Consider the following 26,651-nt stretch of genomic DNA (forward strand, 5'->3'; position numbering starts at 1 on the left):
CGGTTGTAACTTCATTTCTTGTCATTGGTGCCTGAAAATGGTGTCATTACTATTCTGTTTAATGAATGTTTTTTTGATTAATAGAATCTCTTTGTTATTGGAAATAAATGGGTTATAATAGTACATTCTTACAAAATAAGGTGCTAAAAAGTAGTGTCAATTTACTTGGAGGAGTAAAACAGCTTATTGGGAAATGAACTCGGAATGGATTGTAGTTCAGCATGTTCGCTCAGATTGTCAGGTTTCAATAGATTCTTTTATTGGGATATTTAGCTCTTTTATAAAACCAATAACACTTTGTATATCAACCAAATACACTCACCGCTTATTTAGGAAATTTGTTTTTTACTTTGCAGGCTGAAAAGGAGGTTTTACTGGCCCCCTTTATAGAAATATTTGCAAGATCGTAAGAACGGGCTTGATTTTTACAATAGAGAGGTGTATTACTAATTAATAATGAAGAGATTTTTTATATTACTAACAATTTAAATTTATGATTATGAAAGTAGAAAAGGAAATGAAGTATGAAGCTCCGATAGTGGAAATTCTGAAGGTAGAAGTAGAATTAGGTTTTGCTGCTTCTGGCATTGAAGGTCCTGGGATAGGTGGCAACGACGGTGACCTTAGTGGTGGCGACGACTAAATAAAAGTTTTTGAACCTAGGCGAACGTATATTAATTAATATTAAAATTTAAACTATTGCAATGAAAACAAAACATTTATTAATGGCTTGTGCACTGCCTGCTTTATTTGCAGCATGTAGCCAGGAAGAGGCTCTGGTGAACGTAGAACCGGAAGTACAATACAAAGGAAAGCCGTTGGAAAACGTCACTTTATCCTTTAATAAGGAAACAAATGCCACAACCAGAATGGCAAATGACGGTTGGAATTTAAAGTGGAAAGCAGGAGACCAAGTTGGGCTAGTTTGGGTGAATGCACCGGAAATCCAAACACAATTAGCTCAAGGACAATATGATCCGACTGTACTGCCAAATACTGCATTTTGGGCAAGCAATACCCGTATGACTTGCAACGATCCTAGCAAAAATATTTTTGGAATGCAGGATGGGCAGATATTAGAAGGCCAATACTTTGCTTACTATCCTTATTCTGACAGATATAAAGTAGATGGTAAATTTGGCTTGAGTGTTGATGCAGAACAACATCAGAGAAGTACGGACTTGGACCAACCGGCAGAGGTACTTTCTTATGTTGTGGACAAGATGCCGTGGGTGTCAAGAAGAGTAGATAAGCAAACTGTAAAAACAAACAAAAATGCGACTTACATCTATCCGTTGCAAAATGAAGAGGCTGGCATGTCGAAAGCTATTAATATGGAGATGTTTCGTTTTGCCAACATGCTGGATGCTCGTGTGACCTTTAGAGCAGGTACGGTGACAACTATAAATCCTGAATTGGTAAAGATTGAAAGCGTTGACCTGGTAGTGACAACCGATCAAGAATGGCCTAGAGACAAAATTGCGACTTCCGGTCTATTTAACATGGGTAAGATCAAAAGATGGAATAACGGAAAATACGATGAATTTGGTATTCCATCGTTGAACGGTACTTCCAAATACGCATTGCCTACGACAGATGATGAGACAGGGCTGTTTGTCAATGATAAAAACGTTTCAAGCATCACTACTATTATCGACCAACCTGTGGCTAAATCTACTGGTCGCGTAAATTTCCTGTTGATGCCTTACACAGAAAAAAACAGCTATTTTACGAACGACAACTATAAATTGGCTTTGAGAATCCATACTAACTATGGTGTTGTGGAAGTTGCAGAAAACGACTGGTATAGAAGTACAGAAGCCGATCCTAGTGGCATGCTCGTTTTAGGTCCTGATGCAGAAGTGGGTGATAAATTTGCCAAGATCCAGGATACTGAAGCATTCTACGCAGGTGGATGGGCTTCAAGAACAGGAGCATTCTGTACTCGTTTTATAGGAGTAAATGTAGATGATTTGGCATTTGAAACCAACTGTATTAAAACTCAGGAAGATTTGCTTGCTGCCATCGAACGTATCAACAGCAGAAATGCAGTGAAGAAGAACTTTGCGCTCTGTGTTGACGGTGATGACGCTAACAATGTTTTGGATTTGACTGATTTCGATTGGTCTGCTGAAAGTAATAACGAAGCTATCAAAGCATTCATTGCTGCAGGCAATACATTAACTTTGAATGAACACGCAGAAAAAGCAGTGACTATCAAATTTAATGGTAAAAACAAGATTGGCGCTGGTCAGTTGATTAATAGCAAAATTGATATAGTAGTTGTAGAAGATGCTACTCTGGACGTAAACGCTGATTTCAGAACAGGTATTTTTGCAACAGAGGAAAACTCTATTCTGAACGTTAACGGTGCAAAATTGACTACTGGCATTGCAACTTTGAACGGAATCACTAACATTTTAGTTACGAATGAAAAAGCTGGTGAATTGAACATTGCAAACAAGAGTACGAACAACGGTACTATGAACGTTAAGGGTATCCTGAGCTTCCCCAGCAAGGCAACCGTAACTAATGAAGGTACTATCAATTTATTCTATACTGCTCAGTTGCAAGGTACTGCTACCAACGCAGCAACATTGAACAACAGCAATGTTATCAACTATTATTATGCTAAAAGTGGAGACAAGAAAAATGTCAATATTGCTAACGTAGAGGATGGTCAATTCATTGCTGAGTACAATGATGGTATTGTTCCTGGAACAGGTGACAATGAAAAGAAGGCAGATTTCATGAAGAACGCCAATTCTTATGGTGTAACTCACTATATCATTTCTAAGGCTTCTGACGCCAACTCTGAAGCTTGGAGCTTGACCAATGCTACTAAGATCACAGTAAAGAAAGATGTTAAATTGACATTTAACCCGACTAAGGCTTCTACTATGGGACTTACAGCATCGAAAGCTCTGTTGTACTTCGAAGGTAATAATGAATTAGCTTCTACAGGTGACTATGCTAGTTATGCGAAAGTTACAGTGAAAGACATCACCTTGGCATACGGTACAAGACTGACGAATAATGTAGAAGTTGTCTTGACTGGCAAATTCCAGGCAGAAGTTGACAGTAACAATACCACAACTTACACTGTAGACAATAAAGGGTATATTTCTGGTGGCATGCGTGTTAGCCAGTCTGGTACAATTACTTGGCTGGGTAATGAATACGGAACAAAGAAACCTTAAAGAAGTATGAGTCTATTCATTCTTCTTTAAAAGGAAAAACTGACTGAATAGGATTATATAATCTAAATGTTTAATATTTGGGGTTGTGCTTTAACACAACCCCATTTTTTTCATTATGATACGTTGGATTTCTATCTATGAATCTTCTCTATAAAAGTGAAAATAAACTGCATTCGACATAAAAAATGAGCTTGTTCATTTTATATGCCCCCGGTTTGCACTATCTTTGCCCCCGGAAACGAAAACATGAATCCAGCAGAAAGATATGACTCCTATACAAAAACAGTTTTTTTCGCTTGTACAATCAGGCTTATGGGGCACTGCTACAGATGCCGGTCTATTTGATGCGCAAACCGATTGGGCACAACTATACCAGTCGGCCAAAGCACAAGCCCTGTTAGGCATCACCTTCGACGGTATGCAGACTTTGCCACAAGAGCTGCGTCCGAAGCGCGAACTTTATTTAAAGTGGTGCAATACACTACTGCAAATAGAAGAACATAACCATGTGCTGAATCAAGAACTAACCAATGTATATGAATTATGCCGCAAGCATAACGTAGAACCTGTGCTGCTGAAAGGCCAAGGCGTAGCACAAAACTACCGATATCCGCTGCATCGGCAATGTGGTGATATCGACTTGTTTACCGGCAGCGAGAACTACGAAAAGATCAATGCATTGCTACAACCTGATGCCACCGACACGGATCGGGATGAGACTTTCAAGCATATAGGGTTTGAATGGCACGGCGTGAGGATTGAAAACCACCGGGTATTGAATACCCTGAACGCACCTTCGGCCAACAAGAGTTTCCAAGCAGAAATCGCCCGATGGCACAGTGCCGCCGAGATGCGTACATTGCAGGTAGGCGACAGCGTGGTCAGCGTCCCCCCTCTTACGTTCGATACTGTCTACATACTGATCCACTCTGTGTTGCATGCCTTAAATGAAGGTATCGGTCTGCGCCAAATATGCGACTGGGCCTGCCTGCTGCACCATCATGCAGACACACTCGATAAAGAAGCCGTAAGACAACTGTTACAGGAATATGGTCTGACAAAGGCAGCAAGGATATTCGGAGTTATTGCCACCAGGTATTTGGGACTTTCGGACGAACACCTGCCGATAGCCTACACTGCGGATGACCTGCCCACAGGCGAGTGGCTGATGAATGACATTTGGAAAGGAGGAAACTTCGGCAAATTCAATACCGATAAAAAACGGCGTCCCAAAGGATATTGGAGTGGAAAATGGCATACGCTGACACAACTGACAGCCAGATGCAAAGACATGAAGAGACTTGCACCGGCTGAAGCACGCTGGTATCCGATCATTGTAGCACTCCACTCCATACAGATGCAGTGGAACAAACTGCTCGGACGCTGAAGCCGAGCAACGTTCCGGCCTCGGCGCATAAAGAATGCTATGTATAATCTCAATTTATAAAGAACAGAAATCTATGCTTAACAAACAGAACAAACTTCTGATAACCGTCGGGATAATTTTTATACTATTATTAGTAGGAGTTACCGCTTTATTAATTTCAGAGAAGCAGACCAATAAAGAACTAGTACAGGAGTTCCAACTGGAAAAGGAAGACCTGGAAAACGAATATACGCGCTTTGCACAACAGTACGATGAATTGAAGCTGACAGTTTCCAATGACTCCCTGTCTGTACTGTTGGAACAGGAACAATTAAAAACCCAACGTTTACTGGAAGAACTGCGTACCGTAAAAAGCAGTAATGCCGCAGAAATACGCCGACTGAAAAAGGAGCTTGCCACTCTGCGTAAGGTTATGATAGGATATATCAACCAGATAGATTCACTGAACCGCCTCACTGCTCATCAGAAAGAAGTGATTGCACAAGTGACGCAGAAGTATAACGATGCTTCCCGCCAAATCAGCAATCTGGCGGAAGAGAAAAAGAATCTGAATAAAAAAGTCACCCTTGCCGCCCAGTTAGACGCTACCAATATCAACATACAGGCTGTCAACAAACGGGACAAAACAGCCAAGAAGGTGAAAGATGTAGTAAAATTCAAAATAGGATTCACAATCGTCAAGAATATAACTGCCGAGACAGGAGAACGTATTATCTACGTACGTATCACCAAACCGGACAATGATGTATTGACCAAAAATCCCGCAAATACCTTCCCATACGAGAACCGCGAACTGGGTTATTCCATCAAGAAGTACATTGAATACAACGGTGAAGAACAAAATATAACCGTATATTGGAACGTGGAAGAATACTTATATGCAGGTACTTACCGTGTAGATCTCTTCGCTGACGGAACACTTATCGGCTCGCAATCCTTTACATTGGACTAAAAAAGTTTAAATTATTTTGAGGTCTCACTGAAAGCCTATACATTTGCATCGTTGTTTATGCAATTATTGTTGCGTCACAAAACAACATTTTAATCACCTTAATAATGTATAGACACAATGAGAAAGTTCTTCTGTTTCACTTGGTTGGTATGTCTGACCTTCTCAGTCTGCGCACAAGAGGTTTTAAGCCTCGATAGTTGCCGTTCATTGGCAATTGCCAATAACAAAGAACTACTGATAAGCCAGGAGAAAATAAACTCTGCGCATTATCAGCGAAAGGCAGCATTTACCAATTACCTCCCCGATATTTCCGCCACCGGTGGATATATGCGCACCCAAAAAGAAATTTCACTATTGAGCGATGCCCAGAAAGGTGCGTTAGGTTCAATGGGAACTCAAGTAAGCGGTGCTATGCAAAATGGTATACAAGGTATACTGACGCAGCACCCCGAACTGACACAGAATCCGCAGTTCATGGCACTGATCCAGGCATTGGGCAACGTAGACATTGCTTCTCCTCTCAATGGTCTCGGAAACTCCCTCGTTGATGCATTCCGTACAGATACCCGCAACATGTACGCCGGCGCCCTGACGCTGACACAACCGCTGTACATGGGTGGGAAAATTCGCGCTTACAACAAGATTACCAAATATGCCGAAGAATTGGCACGCCAACAGCATGATAGTGGTTTGCAAGATGTAATCCTCAGTACCGACCAGGCTTATTGGCAAGTCGTATCGCTCGCCAGCAAAAAGAAGTTGGCAGAAGGTTATCTCAAATTATTGCAGAAACTGGAAAGCGATGTGGACAAGATGATTGCCGAAGGTGTCGCAACTAAAGCAGATGGTTTGTCGGTAAAGGTAAAAGTAAACGAAGCGGAAATGACACTCACCAAAGTGGAAGATGGGCTGAGTCTTTCCAGAATGTTACTATGCCAACTATGTGGTCTGGACCTCTCCTCTCCCATCATCCTGAAAGATGAAAAGGGAAATGACCTCAAGCCCGATCCGGTAGCTGCCAACGGCATTGATCTCAATACGGTTTATGCTACACGACCGGAAGTACGCAGCCTGGAACTTGCCACGGAAATCTACAAACAGAAAGTAAATGTCACCCGTTCAGAATACTTGCCATCATTAGCTTTGATGGGCAGCTACATGATGACCAATCCTTCTGTTTTCAACGGATTTGAAAAGAAATTCAAAGGTATGTGGAATGTCGGTGTAGTATTACAAGTACCCATCTGGCATTGGGGAGAAGGTATGTATAAGGTAAAAGCAGCCAAAGCAGAAGCCCGTATCGCCCAATATCAGTTGGATGACGCCAAAGAAAAGATTGAGCTTCAAGTCAACCAGTCGGTTTTCAAAGTGAATGAAGCTGCAAAGAAACTGATTATGGCAGAAAAGAATCTGGAAAAAGCGGATGAAAACCTCCGTTATGCTACACTCGGATTTGAAGAAGGCGTGATAGCTGCCAGCAACGTACTCGAAGCACACACAGCCTGGCTTTCTGCCCAATCCGAAAAGATAGATGCACAGATTGACGTAAAACTGACTGACATCTACCTGAAGAAAGCATTGGGACAATTAAATATTAAAAATTAAAAGGGTGAAAGCTCATAAATCATAAATCTGAAATCATAAATCATAAGATGGATACCAAATCACAAAACAGTAACATGCTACTAGCGTTCTTAACGCTGACAGGCGTCATTGCCATTGTAGCCGTAGTGGGTTTCTTCATGTTGCGCAAAGGACCGGAAATCGTACAAGGTCAAGCTGAAGTCACAGAGTATCGGGTATCGAGCAAAGTACCGGGACGAATTCTGGAATTCCGCGTAAAGGAAGGACAAAGTGTACAAGCCGGGGATACCCTCGCCATACTGGAAGCTCCGGATGTGTTAGCTAAGCTGGAACAGGCTCGGGCCGCAGAAGCTGCTGCTCAGGCACAGAATGAGAAAGCACTGAAAGGCGCCCGTCATGAACAGGTACAAGCTGCCTTTGAGATGTGGCAAAAAGCCAAAGCAGGACTTGAAATAGCCGAGAAATCTTACAAACGTGTGAAGAATCTTGCTGATCAGGGCGTGATGTCAGCCCAAAAGCTGGATGAGGTTACTGCACAGCGGGACGCTGCCGTCGCTACAGAAAAAGCCGCCAAAGCTCAATACGACATGGCAAAAAACGGTGCGGAACGAGAAGATAAAGCAGCAGCTGCCGCCTTGGTAGACCGTGCCAAAGGAGCCGTTGCAGAAGTAGAATCTTATATCAAAGAAACTTATCTTATAGCCCAGACAGCCGGAGAAGTTTCGGAAATCTTCCCCAAAGTAGGTGAATTGGTAGGAACCGGTGCACCGATCATGAACATAGCCATACTGGATGATATGTGGATAACTTTTAATGTTCGGGAAGATTTGCTGCAAGGTCTGACAATGGGAACTGAATTCGAAGCTTTCGTTCCGGCATTGGATAAAAATATCCGCCTGAAAGTGAACTACATGAAGGATCTTGGTACTTATGCAGCCTGGAAGGCTACGAAAACAACCGGGCAATTTGATCTGAAGACTTTTGAGGTAAAAGCTTTACCACAGGAGAAAGTGGAAGGCTTACGTCCCGGAATGTCGGTGATACTGAAGAAGTGATTAACGGTTAGTGATTAGTGATAAGTATAAGGAATGGCACGAGATAAGAAATATATAGCTTTGTGGAACGTCATGAAACGGGAAAGCCGACGGCTCGTTTCCCGTCCGCTGTACCTGTTCTGCATGGTGATAGCGCCGTTGTTCTGCTACGTGTTCTTCACGACACTGATGGATTCGGGCTTACCGGTCAATATGCCTGTAGGGGTGGTGGATCAGGATATGACATCCACTTCACGCCAATTGATGCGAAACTTGGATGCATTTGAGCAGACCGCCATCGTAGCCCATTATCCTACTATCAACGAAGCACGTGCCGCCATGCAGAAAGGAGAAATCTACGGATTCTACTACATTCCGAAAGGTACCACTGCCAAGGCGCAATCTCAACGACAGCCTACCGTATCGTTCTATACCAACAACACGCTGCTTATCGCCGGTTCTCTGCTTTACAAAGATATGAAGATGATGAGCGAGTTGGCATCGGGAGCCGCAGCACGCACCAGTTTGTATGCCAAAGGTGCTACGGAAGACCAGGCTATGGCATTCCTGCAACCCATCGTCATCGATACACATCCGCTGAACAATCCGTGGCTGAATTACTCCGTATATCTGTGTAACACATTTGCACCAGGTGTATTGATGCTGCTTATATTTATGATAACGGTTTACTCCATCGGCGTGGAAATAAAAGACCGTACCGCACGCGAATGGCTGCGCATGGGAAATAATTCCATCTATATCTCCCTTGCCGGAAAGCTGTTGCCGCATACGGCTATTTTCTTCCTGATGGGTATATTGTATAACGTATATCTATATGGCTTCCTGCACTTCCCCTGCAACAGTGGCATCATGCCGATGCTTCTTGCCACTCTCTGCCTTGTACTGGCTTCGCAAGGGATGGGTGTACTGATGATAGGTACATTGCCTACCCTGCGTCTGGGACTGAGTTTTGCATCCTTATGGGGAGTGCTTTCATTCTCTATGTGCGGCCTATCATTCCCTGCCATGGCAATGCATCCGGTTCTGCAAGGATTAGCCAATCTGTTCCCGCTGCGTCACTATTTCCTGATCTATGTAGATCAGGCCCTGAACGGTTATCCGATGATCTATTCATGGATAAACTATGTGGCGTTACTTATTTTTATGATGCTTCCTTTCTTTGTCGTACACCGGCTCAAAGAAGCGTTGATTTATTATAAATACGTGCCCTAATGAAACATCTGACGTTCAAACAGAAAGTAGTACAAGGTATCCACGACCTATTCTATATCTGGATACGGGAATTCCGCACGACCTTTCGCGATCAGGGTGTGCTCATCTTCTTTGTGCTTGTCCCGTTGGTGTATCCACTGATTTATGCTTTCATTTATACCAATGAAACCATACGGGAAGTACCTGCTGTGGTAGTGGATAACTCACGCAGTTCGTTAAGCCGCGAATACCTGCGCAAAGTGGACTCCAGTCCGGAAGTGAAGATTGTATCTTATTGCGCCGACATGGAAGAAGCCAAACTGATGCTGAAAGATCGTCTGGCTTATGGCATCATCTATATACCTGCTGAATTCAGTGAAGATATTGCACGGGGAAAGCAAACGCAGGTCAGTCTGTATTGCGATATGAGCGGATTGCTTTATTATAAATCTTTGCTGAACACCAATACCAGCGTGTCATTGGATATGAATGCAGACATCAAAATGCAACGTGCCGGCAATACCACCAACCGCCAGGATGAGATTACCGCCTATCCGATAAAATATGAAGATGTTACCTTGTTCAACCCTGCAAATGGTTTTGCGGCTTTCCTGATACCTGCGGTATTGATACTGATTATTCAGCAAACCTTGCTGCTGGGTATCGGACTTTCTGCCGGAACAGCCCGCGAACAGAATCGTTTCAAAGATTTAGTTCCTATCAACCGCCACTACAACGGCACATTACGTATCGTGCTGGGTAAAGGTTTAAGTTACTTCATGGTGTATGCACTTGTATCCGTATATGTGCTCTGTGTAGTGCCACGTCTGTTCAGTCTCATCCAGATAGCTCAACCGGGTGTACTGACCCTCTTTATGTTGCCTTATCTGGCAGCATGTATATTCTTTGCCATGACAGCTTCTATTGCCATACGCAACCGTGAAACCTGCATGTTGATATTCGTCTTCACATCCGTACCTTTATTGTTCCTTTCAGGTGTTTCCTGGCCGGGAGCCGCCATGCCGGATTTCTGGAGATACTTCTCTTATATCTTCCCGTCCACTTTCGGCATCAATGGCTATGTACGTATCAATAGCATGGGAGCTACACTGGGCGAAGTAGCCTTTGAATACCGTGCATTATGGATACAGGCAGGCATCTACTTCCTGACTACTTGCTGGGTATATCGCTGGCAGATTATCCAAAGCAGGAAACATGTGATTGAAAAATACAAAGAATACAAGAACAAATAACATACTGTAGTGTCACCTTTCATGGTAACTCTGTTTACCCCACACGGTAACTCTGTTTACATACCGAGGTAAAGGCCGTTACATGCCGAGGTAAAAGCCGTTACAATAAGGGGTAAAGGTCGTTACATACGGCAGTAAATGCTTTTACATCCTACGGTAAACAATCGGTAAATGCAACGCATTGGTAATCAAAATACTAACTCATCCATCGCAGTTGGTTCGGGTCCCATATCGAATTCCAGTGCCCCACCCTTCACAATCTCATTATGCGTTATCCACAAACGGTTCAATTTCTTACCGTTCAATGATACCGACTGAATATAAATGTTCTGAGGCGAGTTATTATGCGCTATGATTTTGAAATTCTTACCGGAGTAAAAATGTGTATCCAGGTTTATCTCTACGCTTTCGAAGACAGGGCTGGTAATCTCATAACGGGGATTTCCCGGACAAACCGGATGAATGCCCATAGCCGCCAATACATACCACGCCGACATCTGCCCTACATCTTCGTTTCCGCACAATCCCAGAACATCGTCACCATAAGCTTTATCACAAATCTTTCTCGTCCACTTCTGTGTCAGCCACGGGCAAGAAGAGTAGTTGAAAAGGAATGGTACATGATGGTTCGGTTCATTAGGATGATTATAATAATCATTCCACAAAAAATCTTCCGGAACATTGGCAAAGAACTCTTCCAGTTCCGCATCAAACTTCTTTTGTCCTCCCATCAGAGCTTTCATTCCGTCAATGTCATGAGGGACAAACCAGCCTTGCTGGAAAGGATTACTTTCCGTGGTACCCTGATCCTGTGCCGTGCGACCTCGCCAAGGCAACCAGCCTCCACCCTTCACGCGGGCACGAAACCACTGCACGCTGTCACACCACACATTCCGGTAAGCTTTGGCACGTTTTTCATATTCAGCTGCTTCTTTCTTTTTGCCCAAGGAACCCATGAGTTGTCCTAAGCACCAATCCGTATAAGCATACTCCAATGTATGGGAAAGACTGCCGGGAGTATATCCCAGTTCTCCATTACCAAACTGCTTCTGTGTATTCTCAGCATACTCAACGGCTTTCTGTACATCATACTCCCGGATCCCCTTCTCATAGACATCCGCCAGCACCGAGATAGCGGGATTTCCCAACATACAGCCGGAATATGCATTCACTACTTCCCAACGCGGGAAATACTCCTTCCCACTTAATTGGGCAATCTGGATCAAAGAGTTTATCTCATCATTCACCAATCGGGGATTAATCAATGTTTGCAATGGGAACTGACTACGGAATACATCCCAACCGCTAAATACAGTACGATAAGTAAAATTCTCCGTCTGGTAGATCTTCTTATCCGCACCTACATAGCGGCCGTCACAATCGGAGAAGCAACGTGGATCGATCATTGTATGATACAAAGAGGTATAAAAGATAGTCTTATCCCTTTCACTTCCCTCAACCTTTACCGAAGAGAGTACCTGATTCCACAGATTACGTGTATTTTCTTTTACCCGCTCAAAATTCCAGTCCGGAATATCCTGTTCCAGATTGCGCTGGGCACCTTCCATACTGACAAACGATATACCACACTTCAGTTGCACCTGTTCGTCTTTCCGGGTAGGAAACTCTGTATAAAAGCCCAAGTGATTTCCCCGTGCCTTCCCGGGAGCAGATATGATCCGGGCATCCTTAATATAATTGAAATAGGCCAGATTATCATTGGCATCATTCTTTCTGCTGACACCCTCAGGAATAGAAGCACTCCAAACACCGTATTCCGTCAATGGGCGATCGAAACAGCAATAGAAGTAAACGGTATAATCAGATTTACCCGAGCCGTTTCCCCAACCTCCACAAGCGGGCGTGCATTTCATCCATCCCCGAATCGTATATTCGTCTACTTTTTCCACATATTGTTCATCAGATGTACCACCAATTCTACGGGCCAGATCAATCTGGATACGTGACTTTTCCGACTCCGGATATGTGAAACGCAGAATCCCTGAACGAGGAGCGGATGTCAGTTCCACCTTCACCTGATAATCTTGCAAGTATACCGAATAGTATCCGGCCTGTGTAATCTCCGTATCATGGGAATATCTGGAACGGTAACCTTCCTCCGGTTTATTTTCGGTTCCCTTGAATGTCCGTAATGGTCCGGTGGTAGGCATTACCAGAAAGTTTCCGAAATCACCATACCAGCCAATACCGCTTAAATGCGTAAAGCTGAATCCTTCGATAGTAGAATGATGCCACGAATATCCGGGGCCGTTATCACCACCTGTTTTAGTATCCGGACTCAACTGTACAAGTCCGAAAGGAGTACAACTTCCCGGAAAGGTTTTTCCCAACCCATGCCCCGACTTTCCGGCCTCTGCCGAAGTTGAAGCACCAATAATCGTATTGACATAATCCACCGGCTCTTTTTGAGCAAATGACAAAATAGAAAAAGAAATCAATAAAGCCGATAGCCAAGACCTGCCATGTTTCATAGAATAATAAAATAGAAAAAGTTACCGAATATGTTTTTTAATTAACGGATATAATACTTCCGCATAGCGCATAAAGCCCAGATCTGTAAAATGAATACCATCAACAGTAGCCTCACCATCGTGCCCGATGATATCCTTTGAAGAAAGAAGATAGATGTTCTTTTCACCCTTTTTCTTCATTGACTGGAAAATAGCCGCAATCGTTTCATTTTTAGCTTTCACTTCTCTTGCAACCCTTTTATCAAAACGGGAATGAGTGAAAATAGGATCTTCTACAAAAAGGATGGGAGTCTCGGGATGTTTGCTACGGACGATAGAGTAAAATTTCTCCGCCCGTTCTTTCATCTGTTCCACTGTGGCATTGGGAAGGAAATCAAGCACAAACATGGAAGCATCGACCGTAGCTATAAGTTCCGCAATCTCCAGATCGAGCAAAGCATTACCGCTAAAACCTAAATTGATACATTCACGATTGAGCCAACGTTCCAGAATATTCGTATGGGCCATTCCGGGACGAGAAGCACAACCACCCTGCAAAATACTGGTTCCATAAAAAACAACGGGCTTCTCACGTACCGGCAAATCAACAGTAGGCTGGTCAAGCGTCGAAAGGCTATCCACACCGATTGCCAATGAGGTGACTCCGTCATACAAAGAAAGATATAAAAGATATTCCCGTTCTTCAGGATCCATATTCTTCACGATAGTAGCCTCATTTACCTTTCCTTGAGGCCGCCCGCTACCGGCAAAGACCCACTTACCATCTTGCAGGCAATACAGATCCAGTCCTTTGATTCCGGTAGGAGTCATATGATTCATACTTCTGTTATCCCTCACTTCCCACTTTGCCCCAATGCATGTAGAGTTGGAACGGAAGCGCAAAGCAAGTCCGGCACTATTGCGTCCTAAATCCCAGAGCGGTTTGCGGGAAACAGATTTCAAAGAAGCCGGAAGGCGTTCGTAACGGGTAAGAGTAGCATCCGTAGCTTTGCCTAACAGGGGGAAAGCGGAAGCATCGTGATAAAGAAGCTGGGCATGAGTAGAAGCTGCCAGCAGCAATCCGAAAATTAAAGCTTTGGTTCTCATGATTTAATAGATATTAAGATGACCCAAAGTTACACTGAAAAACTACATTTTTCATTCGTTTTACATCAATTAACAAGCAAGATGTTCTGCAATTACGAAAGATTCGTAACTTTGATAAAAACTATATAGTATGAAAAAGCTCAATTTTCTCCTCAGCAGTCTGCTACTATGCATGTGCTGCACCATTCAAGCTAAAAACAAAGTGATTGAACAACCTCCGTTCGTCGTAAGTAACACCACCTCTATTGAAGTCAACCAGGTCGAAATCAGTGACACGGCTACAGTCCTGCACATTTTTGCCAAATACCGGCCTAAAAACTGGATAAAAATTGCTTCAGGAAGTTACTTGCAAGATAATAACGGAAAGACTTACCAACTACGTTCGGGCATAGGCATCACACCGGATGCAGAGTTTTGGATGCCGGAATCCGGTGAAGCCGAGTTTCAGTTAGTGTTTCCTCCCCTTCCCGCATCCGTTACATCCATTGACTTCACAGAAGGTGCCGACGTTGAAAATGGATTCAGTATTTGGGGAATCCAGTTGAAAGGCAATAATCTGCCAAAGTTGGTACTGCCGAAAGAGGCTGTTATCCATAAAGCAGACAAAGAAACTGCCCTGCCAAACCCTGTCATCGAATATGGTAAAGCTACCTTGAAAGGTAAGTTACTGGATTTCCGTCCCGGCATGTCCAAGACCATGACTCTGGTATCATGGGAAAGTGCCAAAGGCGATATATCGGAAGCACTGGTAGAAATCCAACCGGATGGTAGTTTCAGCAAAGAAATATCCTTGGCAAGTACTACACCCGTTTCTATATATATGTCCGGCAGTTCCCCCCTCCAACTATTTATGGAACCGGGAAAAACGACTGAAGCATATATCAATTTGCGTGAGATCTCCCGCCGCCGGTCTAAATTCCATAGCGAGGAGAAGCCTTACGGAGAGATTCTATACATTAACGGCCCCTTAGCAACTGTTGCACAAGAATTGAACCAGGATATGCCCGACACCAATGTACAAGATAAGGTATATAAGGACATGAAGGCATTTGCCGGTATGGATATAGACACTTACAAATCAAAAGTACTGGAATTGTCTGCTGAAGTGCAAACGGAAATAGACAAACTCCCATGCAGTCTGGCAACACGTCAAGTACTCACCATCAACAATAAGTTGTCCACAATTGGGTTATTGCGTTTAGCTGCAAATACACTGACATCAGCTGCCATACAGGCCAATCAGATAACACGCGAAGAAGCTCAAAAATACTATATGGAACGGGCACAGAAAATACCGGCTGACTATATTCCAAATGCTAACTTTGCAATACTAAACGATCTGCAAGCCACCCTGTCCAGCAATTACTCAAACATCGTAATCGGTTATTATCAGAAAAGTGATGACCTTGCCAAAACTTGGGGAACAGACAACGGTATCTTCTTTGACATCGTCCGGGTTATTCCTCTTTATCAAAGCATCAAGAATTTCACTCCGCTAACTGAAGAGCAAATTAACACAATCAACACTTTCCCTTCCGCTTATCGTGAAATGCTGACTGTAGCCAACGATGAACTCCTGGCAAAGATTGAAGCCAATAAGAAAAAGACGGGATTCACAGTAAATGAAGCCGGTGAAGTCAGCGATGAAGACCTCTTTGCTTCCATTATCAGTAAGTTCAGTGGAAAAGTATTGCTGGTTGATTTCTGGGCTACCTGGTGCGGTCCATGCCGCATGGCTAACAAAGAAATGATTCCAATGAAGGAAGAATTAAAAGATAAGGATATTGTGTATTTGTATATCACCGGTGAGACATCTCCATTGAAGACATGGGAAAATATGATTCCTGATATTCATGGTGAACATTACCGTGTGACAGCTGCCCAATGGAATTTCTTAGGCAAGAGTTTCAATGTTTCAGGTGTTCCTACCTACCTCATTATTGACCGCGAAGGAAATATAAAATACAGACAAGTAGGTTTCCCCGGTGTTAAAACAATGAAAGAAGAGCTTCTGAAAGTAGCTGATCAATAAAAAAGAAGTACCGGACGGTACGAAGCCTGTTAAAAAAAAAATGGCACTGCCCATCATTTACATTCAATGATGAACAGTGCCATTCGTTTTATTTCTCACCCGATTCCTGCTTCCAGTCTTCGGCTCCTTTTTCTTTCAATTTGCTTGTAAAGGCTTTAGCTTTATCCATAGTCTCTTTTTCTTCTTCAAGACTTGCATAAGCAAACTTATAGCCTTTTATAACATTCCATTCGCCGCGGGTAAAATCAGGAAATTCCACAGCAGCACAATTGTTATCCATAGAAAGCTCACCCAGTTCTGCCAGACAGCACCATTCTGCTAAGTCGTATACATCCAGATCCAAAGGTAAACCGTTCTGCAAGCAATATACCAAACGGCTATCCATAATGAAATCCATGCCTCCATGGCCTCCTACTTCCTTAGCCATTTCACCATACTTCTTTAATATTGGATGCTGGAACTTTTCTACAAGCGCCTCCATTTCCTCTTTAGGCAAAAAGCTATGGGTATTCAGATTGTCAACTTGCGGTTCTACTCCCGAAGCGCTCAACTGCTTAGCATCAAGAGCATACCCCTGAATCGGATACTTATTGGCAAAGCCCTTGGTTCCGGTAAGCTGATACAAACGGTTATAAGGTTGCGGTGTCATCACATTATGTTGAATCTCGATAACTTTTCCGTTTGCCGTACGAATCAGTGTAGTTGTATGGTCACCGTTACGGAAATCATCACATTCCTCTCCGGTTCTTTTTTCTACCAGATCCTTACCAACAACCGACTTGGTATCCATAGCTACCAACGTCACCATACGGTCGCCACGATGAATATCAAATGCTTGCGCCACAGGACCAAGACCGTGAGTAGCATACACATCACCACGATGTTTCTTGTTGTAATCCAAACGCCATCCCAGTTTATCATTCTCACCGTTCTTCCAATAATGATCCCAGAACGGGCTCAATTCATGGATGTAAGCACCTTGTCCGCGAATCACTTCACCAAATACTCCCTGCTGTGCCATGTTCAGCGTATTCATTTCAAACCAGTCATAACAACAGTTTTCCAGTATCATACAATGTTTGCGAGTCTTTTCACTCATGTTGATCAAGTCCCAACACTCCTGAAGATTCATAGCCGAAGGAACTTCTATAGCTACATGTTTGCCGTTCTCCATAGCGCACATTGCTACAGGGAAGTGATGCAACCAATCGGTAGCAATATAAACCAGGTCTATGTCATCGCGTTTACAAAGTTCTTCGTATCCTTTCTCTCCGGAATAAACAGCTGCTTTAGGCAAAGATGCTTTCTGCAAATACTTCTGGCAGCCCTCAGCACGTGATTGTTCATAATCACAAAGAGCCACGATCTGCGTACCGGGAATATGGGTAAAACGCTCTACAGCACCGGGGCCACGCATACCCAGTCCTACGAATCCTACTCTAACGACTTCCATCTTCGGGGCAGTCAGCCCAATCACACTCTGCTGCCCAGCCGGACGCTCGGGAGTTTTCACAATAATAGTTCCATTCTTCCATTCCCACTGAGTGCCCTTGTCATTGGTTTGCACAGTAGAAGTTTGAGATGTGCATGCACATAATGCGACACACATACCCAACAACAATGATTTCAAAATCTTCATGTTCTATTTAATTTAAAGTGAATCAATCTGTACGATACTACAGTCTATTTCAAATCCAAATTTGTTTGATGCTCAAAGATAACCAATCTCTTCAAAGTAAATGCAAATATTCTCCTCTTTTTCCATACAAAAGCCATAAAAACATATCACAGCAAAGAAATACCCACAATATACTTTAGCTCCAACTGCCCAATAATACAATCCACATGATTCAAAAAGCAGTATTTAGAATAATTAACTCACTGTTCATTGCTTTATTACGAAACTTTCGTAGATTTGTATTGAATTCATTCAAAAACTTTTATTCCATGGAAAAATTAACAATACAAGAAGAAGAAGCAATGATCTACATCTGGGAACTGGGCAGTTGCTTCGTAAAAGACATTGTTGCCAAATATTCCCAACCGGCACCTCCCTACACTACGGTAGCTTCCATCGTCAAGAACCTGGAACGCAAGCAGTATGTTACAGCCGCACGCGTAGGAAATACGTACCAATATACACCCGCTATCCGTGAAAGCGAATACAAACGTACGTTCATGAGTGGCTTTGTGCGTAATTACTTTGAAAACTCGTATAAGGAAATGGTTTCTTTCTTTGCCAAAGAGCAAAAGATTTCAACCAATGACCTGAAAGATATCATCAATATGATTGAGAAAGGAAAAGAGTGAAGATTTATGATTCTTGATTTATGATATATAACATCCGGAATAAGGGAAATATTTCATGATTCAAGAAACACATAAATCATAAACTATAAATCATACTTCAAAAGATGTTGGCCTATTTTCTAAAAATCAACGTAGCCATTGCGCTATTTTATGCGTTTTACCGGCTATTCTTCTATAAAGACACGTTCTTCACGTGGCGCAGGGTTGCTTTGCTCTGTTTCTTTGCCGTATCTGCCGTCTATCCATTACTAAATATACAAACTTGGATTACGGCACAGGAACCTATGGTTGCCATGGCAGATTTATACGCCGACATCGTTTTGCCGGAGTTTACCCTGACGCCGGAAAAGACAACCTTCGACTGGAAAGCAATCCTGCTCCAAACGGCTGGTTTTATTTATTGGGGAGGAGTAGCCCTACTGGCCGCCCGTTTTCTTATACAACTGGCAGGCATTATTCGGCTAGCTTTCCGTAGCCGGAAAACGAAGATTGGAAATACCAACGTACACTTGCTTAAGCAAGCAAGCGGACCTTTTTCCTTCTTTCACTGGATTTTTATTCATCCGACTTCACATACAGAAGATGAACTAAGCGAAATATTAACCCACGAACAGACTCATGCCAACCAATGGCATTCCATTGACGTACTTGTCAGTGAGATTGTATGTACATTTTGCTGGTTCAATCCTTTTGCCTGGCTCATGAAACGGGAAATCCGCACCAATCTGGAATATCTGGCGGACAACCGTGTACTTGAAACCGGGCATGATTCCAAAGCCTATCAGTATCACCTGTTAGGATTATCACACCATAAGGCTGCAGCAACTATCTATAACAGTTTTAATGTATTACCTCTAAAAAAACGCATCAAAATGATGAACAAAAAGAGAACCCGAGCAATAGGGAGAACTAAGTATCTTATGTTCCTCCCCTTGGCAGCCTTACTTATGATTATTAGCAACATCGAAGCCGTGGCACGCACCACGAAAGAAGTTGCCAGAGAGGTCATAGAGGCTGTGGAAGATAATCTGACGTCAGATACAACTGCGCCGGATATGGAAGTTGCTACTGAAACGGCACCGCTGGAAACACCGGCACCGCAACAGGATAAAGACAAGCTTGTGACTTACAAAGGGGTAGTAGTGGATAAAGACGGAAAAGCGGTGGAAGGCGCTGAGTTTTTCGTTGATGGCGACTACAAATTACCACAAGGTCAATCGTATGTCACGGGAAAGAACGGTAATTTTTCTTTCAAAGCATTCAAGAATGCTAAAATGATAGTAATTTGGAAAAAAGATGGAAAAATGATGGGGGTACCCGCCACTGTCAACAAAGAAAACAACTCCAACATGAAGATTGTCATGGATAGGGAATGGCAAAATCCGCCTGTTGATGATCCGGACTATCCAGTATATGAAGTAGTGGAAACAATGCCGGAATATCCTGATGGCGGAATGTCAGGAATGATGCAATTCTTATCGAAAAACATCAGATATCCGGTGAATGCACAGAAGAATGGCACACAAGGACGCGTTACTGTACATTTTGTTGTAAACGCAGACGGAAGTCTTTCCAACATAGGAATTATCCGTGGAGTAGACCCTGAATTGGACGGTGAAGCAGTGCGCGTTATCAGTGCAATGCCTAAATGGAAACCCGGTACACAGGGAGGAAAACCTGTCCGGGTGAAGTATACAGTTCCTGTAATGTTCCGCTTAAAAGATGACGCAGTCCCAAAAGAAGACTACAAGCCTATAGAAAAAGTCGATGAAATGGTAGTCGTGGCTTATGCCCCTAAGGAAGAATCGCCTGTCAATGAAGACGTAGTATTTGAAGTAGTGGAAGAAATGCCTTCATTCCCCGGTGGCACGAATGGATTAATGCAATATTTATCCAAAAATATCAAATATCCGGTAGAGGCACAAAAGGAAAAGGTGCAAGGACGGGTAGTCATACAAATGATAGTCGATAAAAATGGTAATGTCACACGTCCTAAAATCATCGAGGGCGTAAATCCATCTTTGGATGCAGAAGCAATCCGTGTTACTACGAACATGCCTAAATGGAAACCGGGTACGCAAAGAGGAAAAGTAGTAGACGTGAAATACACATTCCCTATCGTTTTCAGATTACAATAAAGTAACCTCTATTCAGTTTAAATTCTCTCTTACACAATAGATTATCCGCAAGTCCTCCCCCTGATCATTTATTCCGGCATCAAGGGGAGGATGCAGATAATCATAAAATTCTTGCACCATGAAAAAGCTACTTATTCTATTATCCTTCTTATTTATAATCAACACAGTCAATGCACAGGAAGACCAAAAGGAATACTTGCAGAAAGTACTCAATAACCTCGAAAAGGTAGAGTCGGCAAGCTACACGAGTTTTAATGAATCCTGGCAACCCGGTGATACAGTTCCAATATTCACTAATTCTGATTATACTAATGAATACAATAATCCGAATGATAGTACCGTTGGAGCGAGTTATGCTTCTTTTGAAACGAAAGACATGGACAAAATGACCTTTTGCTATGACGGGCACAAAAGAGTACTGGTGTATGATGAGCACAAAACAATCGTAGAAGACAACTTCACCGCCCGGTCACTCCCTTTCAGACCATTGATTGGTCCTTTTTATAACTATACAAAAAACATTATAAAATATGCCCTGCAAACAAAGGACAACATAACCGTTGACTTGCAAGATAAAGGTAATGATTATTTTTTCAGATTGGTTATTGAAGAAGATACCCAAGTGGAATTCTTCGGTAAAGCCTATCACATGCCGGAACCGCCATTTTATGTAGAACCGACCTCAATCTATGAGCTATGGATACGTAAGTCGGACAATCTACCTTATAAAGCACGGAGAGAAATGTCGCATGATATATCAGTTACGACTATTACATCCGTAGAATTCAACAAGTTGTCCATTAATGATTTCAATGTATCTGATTATTACCCAAAGGGGTATACTGTTGAGCCATACGGATACGGTAATAAAAAAGCTGCCTCAGCACCCGAACTTACAGGCAAGCAGGCCCCAGAATGGACTTTAAACGACTCCAATGGCAATCCGGTATCACTTGCCAACCAAAAAAGCAAAGTGTTGCTAATCAACTTTACCGGAATAGGCTGTGGTGCCTGTCAGGCTGCCGTTCCCTTCCTGAAAGAATTGAAAGGCAAATTCAGTAATGAAGATTTCGACCTTATAGCAATAGAAGGCTGGAGCCGGAAGGAACATTCCATTCAAGTGTATGCAAATAATAAAAAGCTCAATTACACCATTCTGAATGCAAACGACCAGGTAATCAAAGACTATCAAACAGGGAATGCAGCCCCCTTCTTCTTCATACTGGATGAACACCACATTATCAGAAAAGTTATCAGGGGATATGGCAATGAAAGAACAAACAAAGAAATTATGGATGCCATAACGGAATTATTATAGAAACATGTCCCAATAAAAAACAGTAGATTGAGCTATCCATACTCAGTCTACTGTTTCTTTTATAAATATAAGGGATACTTCTTATTTCTGCATCTTCACCACTTCCGTCGGTGCCATTTCCACATTCCGCTTATCTACCTGGCGAACCACACTTGCCGCTAATTGCAGGAAAGCACGTCCTGTCACAGTATTCTCATCAAGCGCTACCGGTGTACCTTTGTCGCCACTTTCGCAGATGCTTTGTACAATAGGAATTTGCCCCAATAAAGGTACATTCATTTCCTCTGCCAGCTTCTTAGCGCCTTCCTTACCGAAAATATAATATTTATTTTCCGGTAGTTCGGCAGGCGTAAACCAAGCCATATTCTCTACCAGACCGAAAATAGGAACATTTACCTTTTCATTGACAAACATATTGATACCTTTACGAGCATCGGCCAATGCAACGGCTTGCGGAGTACTGACTACGATAGCCCCCGTCAAGGCTAGCGTCTGAACCACTGTCAAGTGAATATCGCTTGTACCGGGAGGCAGGTCGATAAGGAAATAATCAAGGTCGCCCCAATTCGCATCACCTATCAGTTGCTTCAAAGCATTGCTCGCCATACCACCACGCCACAGAGTTGCCTGGTCAGGATCAACAAAAAAACCTATGGAAAGTAGCTTTATACCATATTTCTCAACCGGTACAATCAGGTCACGTCCTTCTACATTTTCTGCGTAAGGACGTGCATCTTCTACCTGAAACATCTTCGGCATAGACGGACCGAAAATATCAGCATCCAGCAAACCTACTTTATAGCCCAACTTTGCCAAAGCTACTGCAAGATTGGCAGATACCGTTGATTTACCTACCCCACCTTTACCAGAAGAAATTCCGATAATATTCTTTACCTGAGGCAATAACTTACCCGGTTCAGGACGTGCCGCCTGCTTACTCTCCGTAGCAATAACAACCTCTACCTCATTGGATACATAGGTATGAATAGCTGTTTCAGCAGCTTTTATTACAGACTTCATAAAAGGATCGGTCGGCTTCTCAAATATCAATGAGAAACTGACTTTCATGCCTTCAATACGCAAATTATCAGCAACCATTTCCGCTTCTACAAGGTTCTTTCCGGTGCCGGGATACCGCACTGTTGCCAGTGCATCTAAAATCAGTTTAGGATAAAGTGTCATAATCTAAAGTTGTGATAGAGTGATAAAGCGGTAAGGTGATAAAGTGACTATCAGTTCAGCACTTTATCACCCTAACACTTCATCACTATGTATTATTTTGAAGTTTGCAGTCCGCTCCGCTTACTGCGGTTATAACTGCGATATTCATCTAACTCTATTTCTACATCGGGTTCATGCAGTTCACCTTCTTTCGGCAAATGAAACTTGATATACTTGATGTTCAACCCACGATCCAACCATTGTTGTTCGTAATAAGTTTTAATGCTAAGGATTTCATCAGCCATGCCGGAGTGATACAGATCTTCTGTCATCACATCCACTGGAAGGCTATTCTCCTCAATCATATAACGGGTATAAGTGAACATAAAGTTACTATCTGTCTTGAGATGAATGATACCATCCGGTTTCAGGAATCTACGGTAGCGCTCCATGAAATAAGTGGAAGTTAAACGCTTTGTGGCCTTCTTCATCTGTGGATCAGAGAAGGTCAACCAGATTTCACTCACTTCATTTTCTGAAAAGAAACGATCGATGATTTCGATGTTCGTACGCAGGAAAGCGACATTCTTCATGCCAGCCTGCATCGACTCCGTAGCACCAGACCACATACGGGCACCTTTGATGTCTACTCCGATAAAGTTCTTATCTGGAAATAGCCGTCCCAGTCCTACTGTATATTCACCGCGTCCGCAACCCAATTCCAAAACAATGGGATGGTCATTCTTAAAGAACGACTCATTCCATTTTCCTCTCATCTCAAAAGGCACGTCATCTACTGCCGAATAGGGGTATTCGAACACATGCGGATAACTTGCCATATCGGCAAACTTCGCTAACTTACCTTTACTCATGCGTTATTCTACAATGGTTACCCAGCCATGCGTATCAGGTTCGTCACCATATTGGATACCACGCAACTTATTGTATAACTTCATGCATACAGGTCCCGGTTTGCCGTCTTTGGCAATGATATAAGAATGATTATTCTCCGGATCGTCAATACGTTCAATCGGGCTTATTACCGCAGCAGTACCACAAGCACCAGCTTCCTCAAGAGTAGAAAGTTCTTCTTCTGCAATCGGACGACGTTCAACCTTCATGCCCATATCTTCAGCCAACTGCATCAAGCTCTTATTTGTGATAGAAGGCAGGATGGAAGTAGATAAAGGAGTTATATAAGTATTATCCTTGATGCCGAAGAAGTTGGCTGCACCACATTCATCAATGTATTTCTTTTCTTTGGCATCCAGATAGAATTCTGCAGAATAACCCGCTGCATGAGCCTCCTGGCTGGCACGCAAACTGGCTGCATAGTTACCACCTACCTTATAGATACCTGTTCCGAGAGGAGCCGCGCGATCGTACTTACGAGTAATCACGTAAGGAGTAGCAGCAAAACCACCTTTAAAGTATGGACCTACCGGAGTAACAAAGATCAGGAACATATATTCACTGGACGGACGAACCCCCACTTGTGCACCTGTTCCGATCAGTAACGGACGAATATAAAGAGAAGCACCGCTTTCGTAAGGCGGAATAAAACGCTCATTCATCTTCACTACTGCGAGTACAGCTTCTTTGAAACGTTCTGTGGGCAATTCTGCCATCATAATACCACGACAGGTAGACTGCAAGCGAGCGGCATTCTCTTCCAAACGGAAAATACGAACTTTACCATCTTTACCACGGAATGCTTTCAATCCTTCGAATGCCTCCTGACCATAATGCAGACAGGTAGCTGCCATATGCATATTGATCAGTTCACTACTACTGATTTCAAGTTTTCCCCACTCACCTTCCCGGAAATTAATTCTCACATTGTAATCTGTCTTCATGTATCCGAATGACAGATTAGACCAATCTATTTCTTTCATATCTCAAAGTATTAGTAATCTCATTACGTACATTTTGCAACAAATTTAATCTTTATTCTTCACTTTCTCGCTTCTCCGACAGTAATTTTTCTATTTCCTTGTCGGCTTTAGTCAATTTGTCACTGCAAAACGCAATAATCTCATTCGCTTCCTTTATTTTTTCAGCAAGCGCATCGATTTCCAACTCATTATTGTCTATCTGACGGACAATCTTCTCCAGACGTTCCATTGCCTGGGAATAGGTTTCTTTTTTCTTCGGAGCAGGCATATCTATATTTTTATTTTAATTAACGCCATTATGGATATCTTGAATTATATCCATAAGCTATAAATCTGTTACTATAGAAACAATCTCCCCTTGATAAAGGCGAGTGACTATTTCATCGTTCAGCTGCAATACATCCCCGTTTTTTACAACTTTTCCATCTTTCAACGTGATACTATAGCCACGTGCCAGCATCTTCTCGGGAGAAGCATCAGCAAGACGTTGTTGTAACAACTCCAGACGATGCCGTTGACGCGAAAGTAAAGTCTGAACAGCCAGCGAAATATCTTTCCGGGTAGTCAGTAATGCAAGTTTGGCATCGGACACACGCCGGACAACAGCAGAAGGAATACGGTTTCTGTATGAAATCAATTTACGATGTTCTTCTGTCAGACGGGAGCGCACACTTTCATGCAGTTGACTGATAAGTACTTCCAGTTCATCAGCGGCAAGATCCATACAATTTATAAGATACTCCGCAGCAGCAGTCGGAGTCTTCACACGGGTATGAGCCACAGAATCAAGTACTGTATCATCTCTCTCATGTCCTATACCAGTGATAATGGGCAACGGAAACTGAGCACAGGCAGCAGCAAGCAGATAGGTATCGAAACCGGACAAATCAGAAGTAGCCCCACCGCCACGGATAATAACCACAGCATCAAAATCTTCCTGACGATTCAGAATAGCATCCAGAGCAGATAATACAGATTCTTCCACACGATCGCCTTGCATCAATGCCGGAAATAATTCCGTATGAAAGAAGAAGCCACGGGAATTATTTTTTAACTGATGGCAAAAGTCCCCGTAACCTGCGGCTGTAGGTGATGAAACTACTGCAATACGCTGGGGCAAGACCGGCATTTCCAGCTCCTTATTCAAGGTCAACACCCCTTCCTCCTCAAGTTGTTTTAATATCTCCCGGCGCCGGCGTGCCATATCACCCAAGGTATAAGTAGGGTCAATATCCTGCACAGTAAGACTGTAGCCATAAAGTTCATGAAAACTGACAGTAACCTGAACTAAAACCTTAATACCTGAAACAAATGCCTGTCCCGTCGACTCTTCAAAATAAGGTTTCAACAAACGATATACATTTGCCCAAATGGTTCCACGTGCCTTTGCTATCAGATTATTGCTACGGGGATCTTTCTGAATAAACTCCAGGTAACAATGTCCGGTACTGTTCGTACGCACATCGCTCAGCTCTGCCTGCACCCAATATTCATCGGGCAGGCATTGTTCAAGGCTCCGACGCACCAAAGCGTTTAAATCATACAAAGACAATGCTTCCATTCTGTTCATTTACGTATTACAGGTCACACATCACCA

At 42.9% G+C, this 26,651-nt stretch carries 20 protein-coding genes; 12 read left to right on the top strand and 8 right to left on the bottom strand.

The window, feature by feature from the left end:
* Positions 1-493 precede the first annotated feature (493 nt).
* The 8 genes from DW182_RS22320 to DW182_RS15520 all read left to right on the top strand — a co-directional run bounded on the left by DW182_RS22320 (position 494) and on the right by DW182_RS15520 (position 10,622).
* Positions 494-643, top strand: coding sequence for a hypothetical protein (locus DW182_RS22320; protein WP_199678597.1), 150 nt, complete (start codon positions 494-496; stop codon positions 641-643).
* Positions 644-704: 61 nt separating this feature from the next.
* Positions 705-3,200 carry a hypothetical protein gene (locus DW182_RS15490; RefSeq protein ID WP_147400127.1) on the top strand — a complete coding sequence of 832 codons (2,496 nt, stop codon included), beginning with the start codon at positions 705-707 and terminating at the stop codon, positions 3,198-3,200.
* 265 nt (positions 3,201-3,465) lie between these two features.
* Positions 3,466-4,587 (top strand): nucleotidyltransferase family protein, encoded by a 1,122-nt coding sequence (locus DW182_RS15495; protein WP_118296091.1) that lies wholly within the window; start codon positions 3,466-3,468, stop codon positions 4,585-4,587.
* Between the two features lie 73 nt (positions 4,588-4,660).
* Positions 4,661-5,539 (top strand): hypothetical protein, encoded by an 879-nt coding sequence (locus DW182_RS15500; RefSeq protein WP_118296180.1) that lies wholly within the window; start codon positions 4,661-4,663, stop codon positions 5,537-5,539.
* Positions 5,540-5,656: 117 nt separating this feature from the next.
* The gene (locus DW182_RS15505; RefSeq protein WP_021967568.1) at positions 5,657-7,144 is read left to right on the top strand and encodes a TolC family protein; all 1,488 of its coding nucleotides are present in this window, start codon (positions 5,657-5,659) and stop codon (positions 7,142-7,144) included.
* Positions 7,145-7,191: 47 nt separating this feature from the next.
* Positions 7,192-8,178: an HlyD family secretion protein gene (locus DW182_RS15510; protein WP_118296092.1), complete on the top strand. Its 987-nt coding sequence runs from the start codon at positions 7,192-7,194 to the stop codon at positions 8,176-8,178.
* A gap of 33 nt (positions 8,179-8,211) precedes the next feature.
* Positions 8,212-9,390, top strand: a complete 1,179-nt coding sequence (locus tag DW182_RS15515) for an ABC transporter permease (protein ID WP_007659676.1) — start codon at positions 8,212-8,214, stop codon at positions 9,388-9,390.
* Positions 9,390-10,622, top strand: coding sequence for an ABC transporter permease (locus DW182_RS15520; RefSeq protein ID WP_007210520.1), 1,233 nt, complete (start codon positions 9,390-9,392; stop codon positions 10,620-10,622). Before DW182_RS15515 ends, DW182_RS15520 begins: the two co-directional genes overlap by 1 nt.
* 188 nt (positions 10,623-10,810) lie before the next feature.
* Here DW182_RS15520 and DW182_RS15525 read toward each other — a convergent pair whose 3' ends face one another.
* Positions 10,811-13,114: a GH92 family glycosyl hydrolase gene (locus DW182_RS15525; RefSeq protein ID WP_118296093.1), complete on the bottom strand. Its 2,304-nt coding sequence runs from the start codon at positions 13,112-13,114 to the stop codon at positions 10,811-10,813.
* A 21-nt stretch (positions 13,115-13,135) separates the two neighbouring features.
* Complete coding sequence (locus DW182_RS15530; RefSeq protein WP_117707869.1) at positions 13,136-14,200, bottom strand: SGNH/GDSL hydrolase family protein; 1,065 nt, start codon at positions 14,198-14,200, stop codon at positions 13,136-13,138.
* 130 nt (positions 14,201-14,330) lie between these two features.
* On the opposite strand from DW182_RS15530, the gene DW182_RS15535 reads away from it, so the two are divergent.
* Positions 14,331-16,232, top strand: a complete 1,902-nt coding sequence (locus DW182_RS15535) for a TlpA disulfide reductase family protein (protein ID WP_118296094.1) — start codon at positions 14,331-14,333, stop codon at positions 16,230-16,232.
* Positions 16,233-16,320: 88 nt separating this feature from the next.
* Here the strand turns inward: DW182_RS15535 and DW182_RS15540 are convergent, their stop codons facing one another.
* Positions 16,321-17,871: a Gfo/Idh/MocA family protein gene (locus DW182_RS15540; protein WP_021967566.1), complete on the bottom strand. Its 1,551-nt coding sequence runs from the start codon at positions 17,869-17,871 to the stop codon at positions 16,321-16,323.
* Positions 17,872-18,179: 308 nt separating this feature from the next.
* On the opposite strand from DW182_RS15540, the gene DW182_RS15545 reads away from it, so the two are divergent.
* The 3 genes from DW182_RS15545 to DW182_RS15555 all read left to right on the top strand — a co-directional run bounded on the left by DW182_RS15545 (position 18,180) and on the right by DW182_RS15555 (position 21,998).
* Complete coding sequence (locus tag DW182_RS15545; protein ID WP_115503207.1) at positions 18,180-18,542, top strand: BlaI/MecI/CopY family transcriptional regulator; 363 nt, start codon at positions 18,180-18,182, stop codon at positions 18,540-18,542.
* A 104-nt stretch (positions 18,543-18,646) separates the two neighbouring features.
* Positions 18,647-20,680, top strand: a complete 2,034-nt coding sequence (locus tag DW182_RS15550; protein WP_118296095.1) for a M56 family metallopeptidase — start codon at positions 18,647-18,649, stop codon at positions 20,678-20,680.
* A gap of 118 nt (positions 20,681-20,798) precedes the next feature.
* Complete coding sequence (locus DW182_RS15555; RefSeq protein ID WP_117707866.1) at positions 20,799-21,998, top strand: peroxiredoxin; 1,200 nt, start codon at positions 20,799-20,801, stop codon at positions 21,996-21,998.
* Between the two features lie 81 nt (positions 21,999-22,079).
* On the opposite strand, the gene DW182_RS15560 is transcribed toward DW182_RS15555, so the two are convergent.
* The 5 genes from DW182_RS15560 to xseA form a co-directional block, all read right to left on the bottom strand.
* Positions 22,080-23,180 (bottom strand): Mrp/NBP35 family ATP-binding protein, encoded by a 1,101-nt coding sequence (locus DW182_RS15560; RefSeq protein ID WP_118296096.1) that lies wholly within the window; start codon positions 23,178-23,180, stop codon positions 22,080-22,082.
* Between the two features lie 92 nt (positions 23,181-23,272).
* Positions 23,273-24,031 carry a tRNA (guanosine(46)-N7)-methyltransferase TrmB gene (gene trmB / locus DW182_RS15565; RefSeq protein WP_007659654.1) on the bottom strand — a complete coding sequence of 253 codons (759 nt, stop codon included), beginning with the start codon at positions 24,029-24,031 and terminating at the stop codon, positions 23,273-23,275.
* A gap of 3 nt (positions 24,032-24,034) precedes the next feature.
* Positions 24,035-25,054: a branched-chain amino acid aminotransferase gene (locus DW182_RS15570; RefSeq protein ID WP_118296097.1), complete on the bottom strand. Its 1,020-nt coding sequence runs from the start codon at positions 25,052-25,054 to the stop codon at positions 24,035-24,037.
* 52 nt (positions 25,055-25,106) lie between these two features.
* Positions 25,107-25,322: an exodeoxyribonuclease VII small subunit gene (gene xseB / locus DW182_RS15575; protein WP_007659652.1), complete on the bottom strand. Its 216-nt coding sequence runs from the start codon at positions 25,320-25,322 to the stop codon at positions 25,107-25,109.
* A gap of 57 nt (positions 25,323-25,379) precedes the next feature.
* On the bottom strand, positions 25,380-26,615 hold the full coding sequence (gene xseA / locus DW182_RS15580) for an exodeoxyribonuclease VII large subunit (RefSeq protein WP_021967565.1): 1,236 nt from the start codon (positions 26,613-26,615) through the stop codon (positions 25,380-25,382).
* Between the last annotated feature and the right edge of the window lie 36 nt (positions 26,616-26,651).

Origin of the sequence: Bacteroides sp. AM16-24 (assembly GCF_003471885.1) — a bacterium.
Taxonomy (GTDB): domain Bacteria; phylum Bacteroidota; class Bacteroidia; order Bacteroidales; family Bacteroidaceae; genus Bacteroides.

Coding starts and splice junctions, on each gene's coding strand:
- DW182_RS22320 (WP_199678597.1), top strand. CDS start 494: ATGATTATGAAAGTAGAAAAGGAAATGAAGTATGAAGCTCCGATAGTG.
- DW182_RS15490 (WP_147400127.1), top strand. CDS start 705: ATGAAAACAAAACATTTATTAATGGCTTGTGCACTGCCTGCTTTATTT.
- DW182_RS15495 (WP_118296091.1), top strand. CDS start 3,466: ATGACTCCTATACAAAAACAGTTTTTTTCGCTTGTACAATCAGGCTTA.
- DW182_RS15500 (WP_118296180.1), top strand. CDS start 4,661: ATGCTTAACAAACAGAACAAACTTCTGATAACCGTCGGGATAATTTTT.
- DW182_RS15505 (WP_021967568.1), top strand. CDS start 5,657: ATGAGAAAGTTCTTCTGTTTCACTTGGTTGGTATGTCTGACCTTCTCA.
- DW182_RS15510 (WP_118296092.1), top strand. CDS start 7,192: ATGGATACCAAATCACAAAACAGTAACATGCTACTAGCGTTCTTAACG.
- DW182_RS15515 (WP_007659676.1), top strand. CDS start 8,212: ATGGCACGAGATAAGAAATATATAGCTTTGTGGAACGTCATGAAACGG.
- DW182_RS15520 (WP_007210520.1), top strand. CDS start 9,390: ATGAAACATCTGACGTTCAAACAGAAAGTAGTACAAGGTATCCACGAC.
- DW182_RS15525 (WP_118296093.1), bottom strand. CDS start 13,114: ATGAAACATGGCAGGTCTTGGCTATCGGCTTTATTGATTTCTTTTTCT.
- DW182_RS15530 (WP_117707869.1), bottom strand. CDS start 14,200: ATGAGAACCAAAGCTTTAATTTTCGGATTGCTGCTGGCAGCTTCTACT.
- DW182_RS15535 (WP_118296094.1), top strand. CDS start 14,331: ATGAAAAAGCTCAATTTTCTCCTCAGCAGTCTGCTACTATGCATGTGC.
- DW182_RS15540 (WP_021967566.1), bottom strand. CDS start 17,871: ATGAAGATTTTGAAATCATTGTTGTTGGGTATGTGTGTCGCATTATGT.
- DW182_RS15545 (WP_115503207.1), top strand. CDS start 18,180: ATGGAAAAATTAACAATACAAGAAGAAGAAGCAATGATCTACATCTGG.
- DW182_RS15550 (WP_118296095.1), top strand. CDS start 18,647: ATGTTGGCCTATTTTCTAAAAATCAACGTAGCCATTGCGCTATTTTAT.
- DW182_RS15555 (WP_117707866.1), top strand. CDS start 20,799: ATGAAAAAGCTACTTATTCTATTATCCTTCTTATTTATAATCAACACA.
- DW182_RS15560 (WP_118296096.1), bottom strand. CDS start 23,180: ATGACACTTTATCCTAAACTGATTTTAGATGCACTGGCAACAGTGCGG.
- trmB (WP_007659654.1), bottom strand. CDS start 24,031: ATGAGTAAAGGTAAGTTAGCGAAGTTTGCCGATATGGCAAGTTATCCG.
- DW182_RS15570 (WP_118296097.1), bottom strand. CDS start 25,054: ATGAAAGAAATAGATTGGTCTAATCTGTCATTCGGATACATGAAGACA.
- xseB (WP_007659652.1), bottom strand. CDS start 25,322: ATGCCTGCTCCGAAGAAAAAAGAAACCTATTCCCAGGCAATGGAACGT.
- xseA (WP_021967565.1), bottom strand. CDS start 26,615: ATGGAAGCATTGTCTTTGTATGATTTAAACGCTTTGGTGCGTCGGAGC.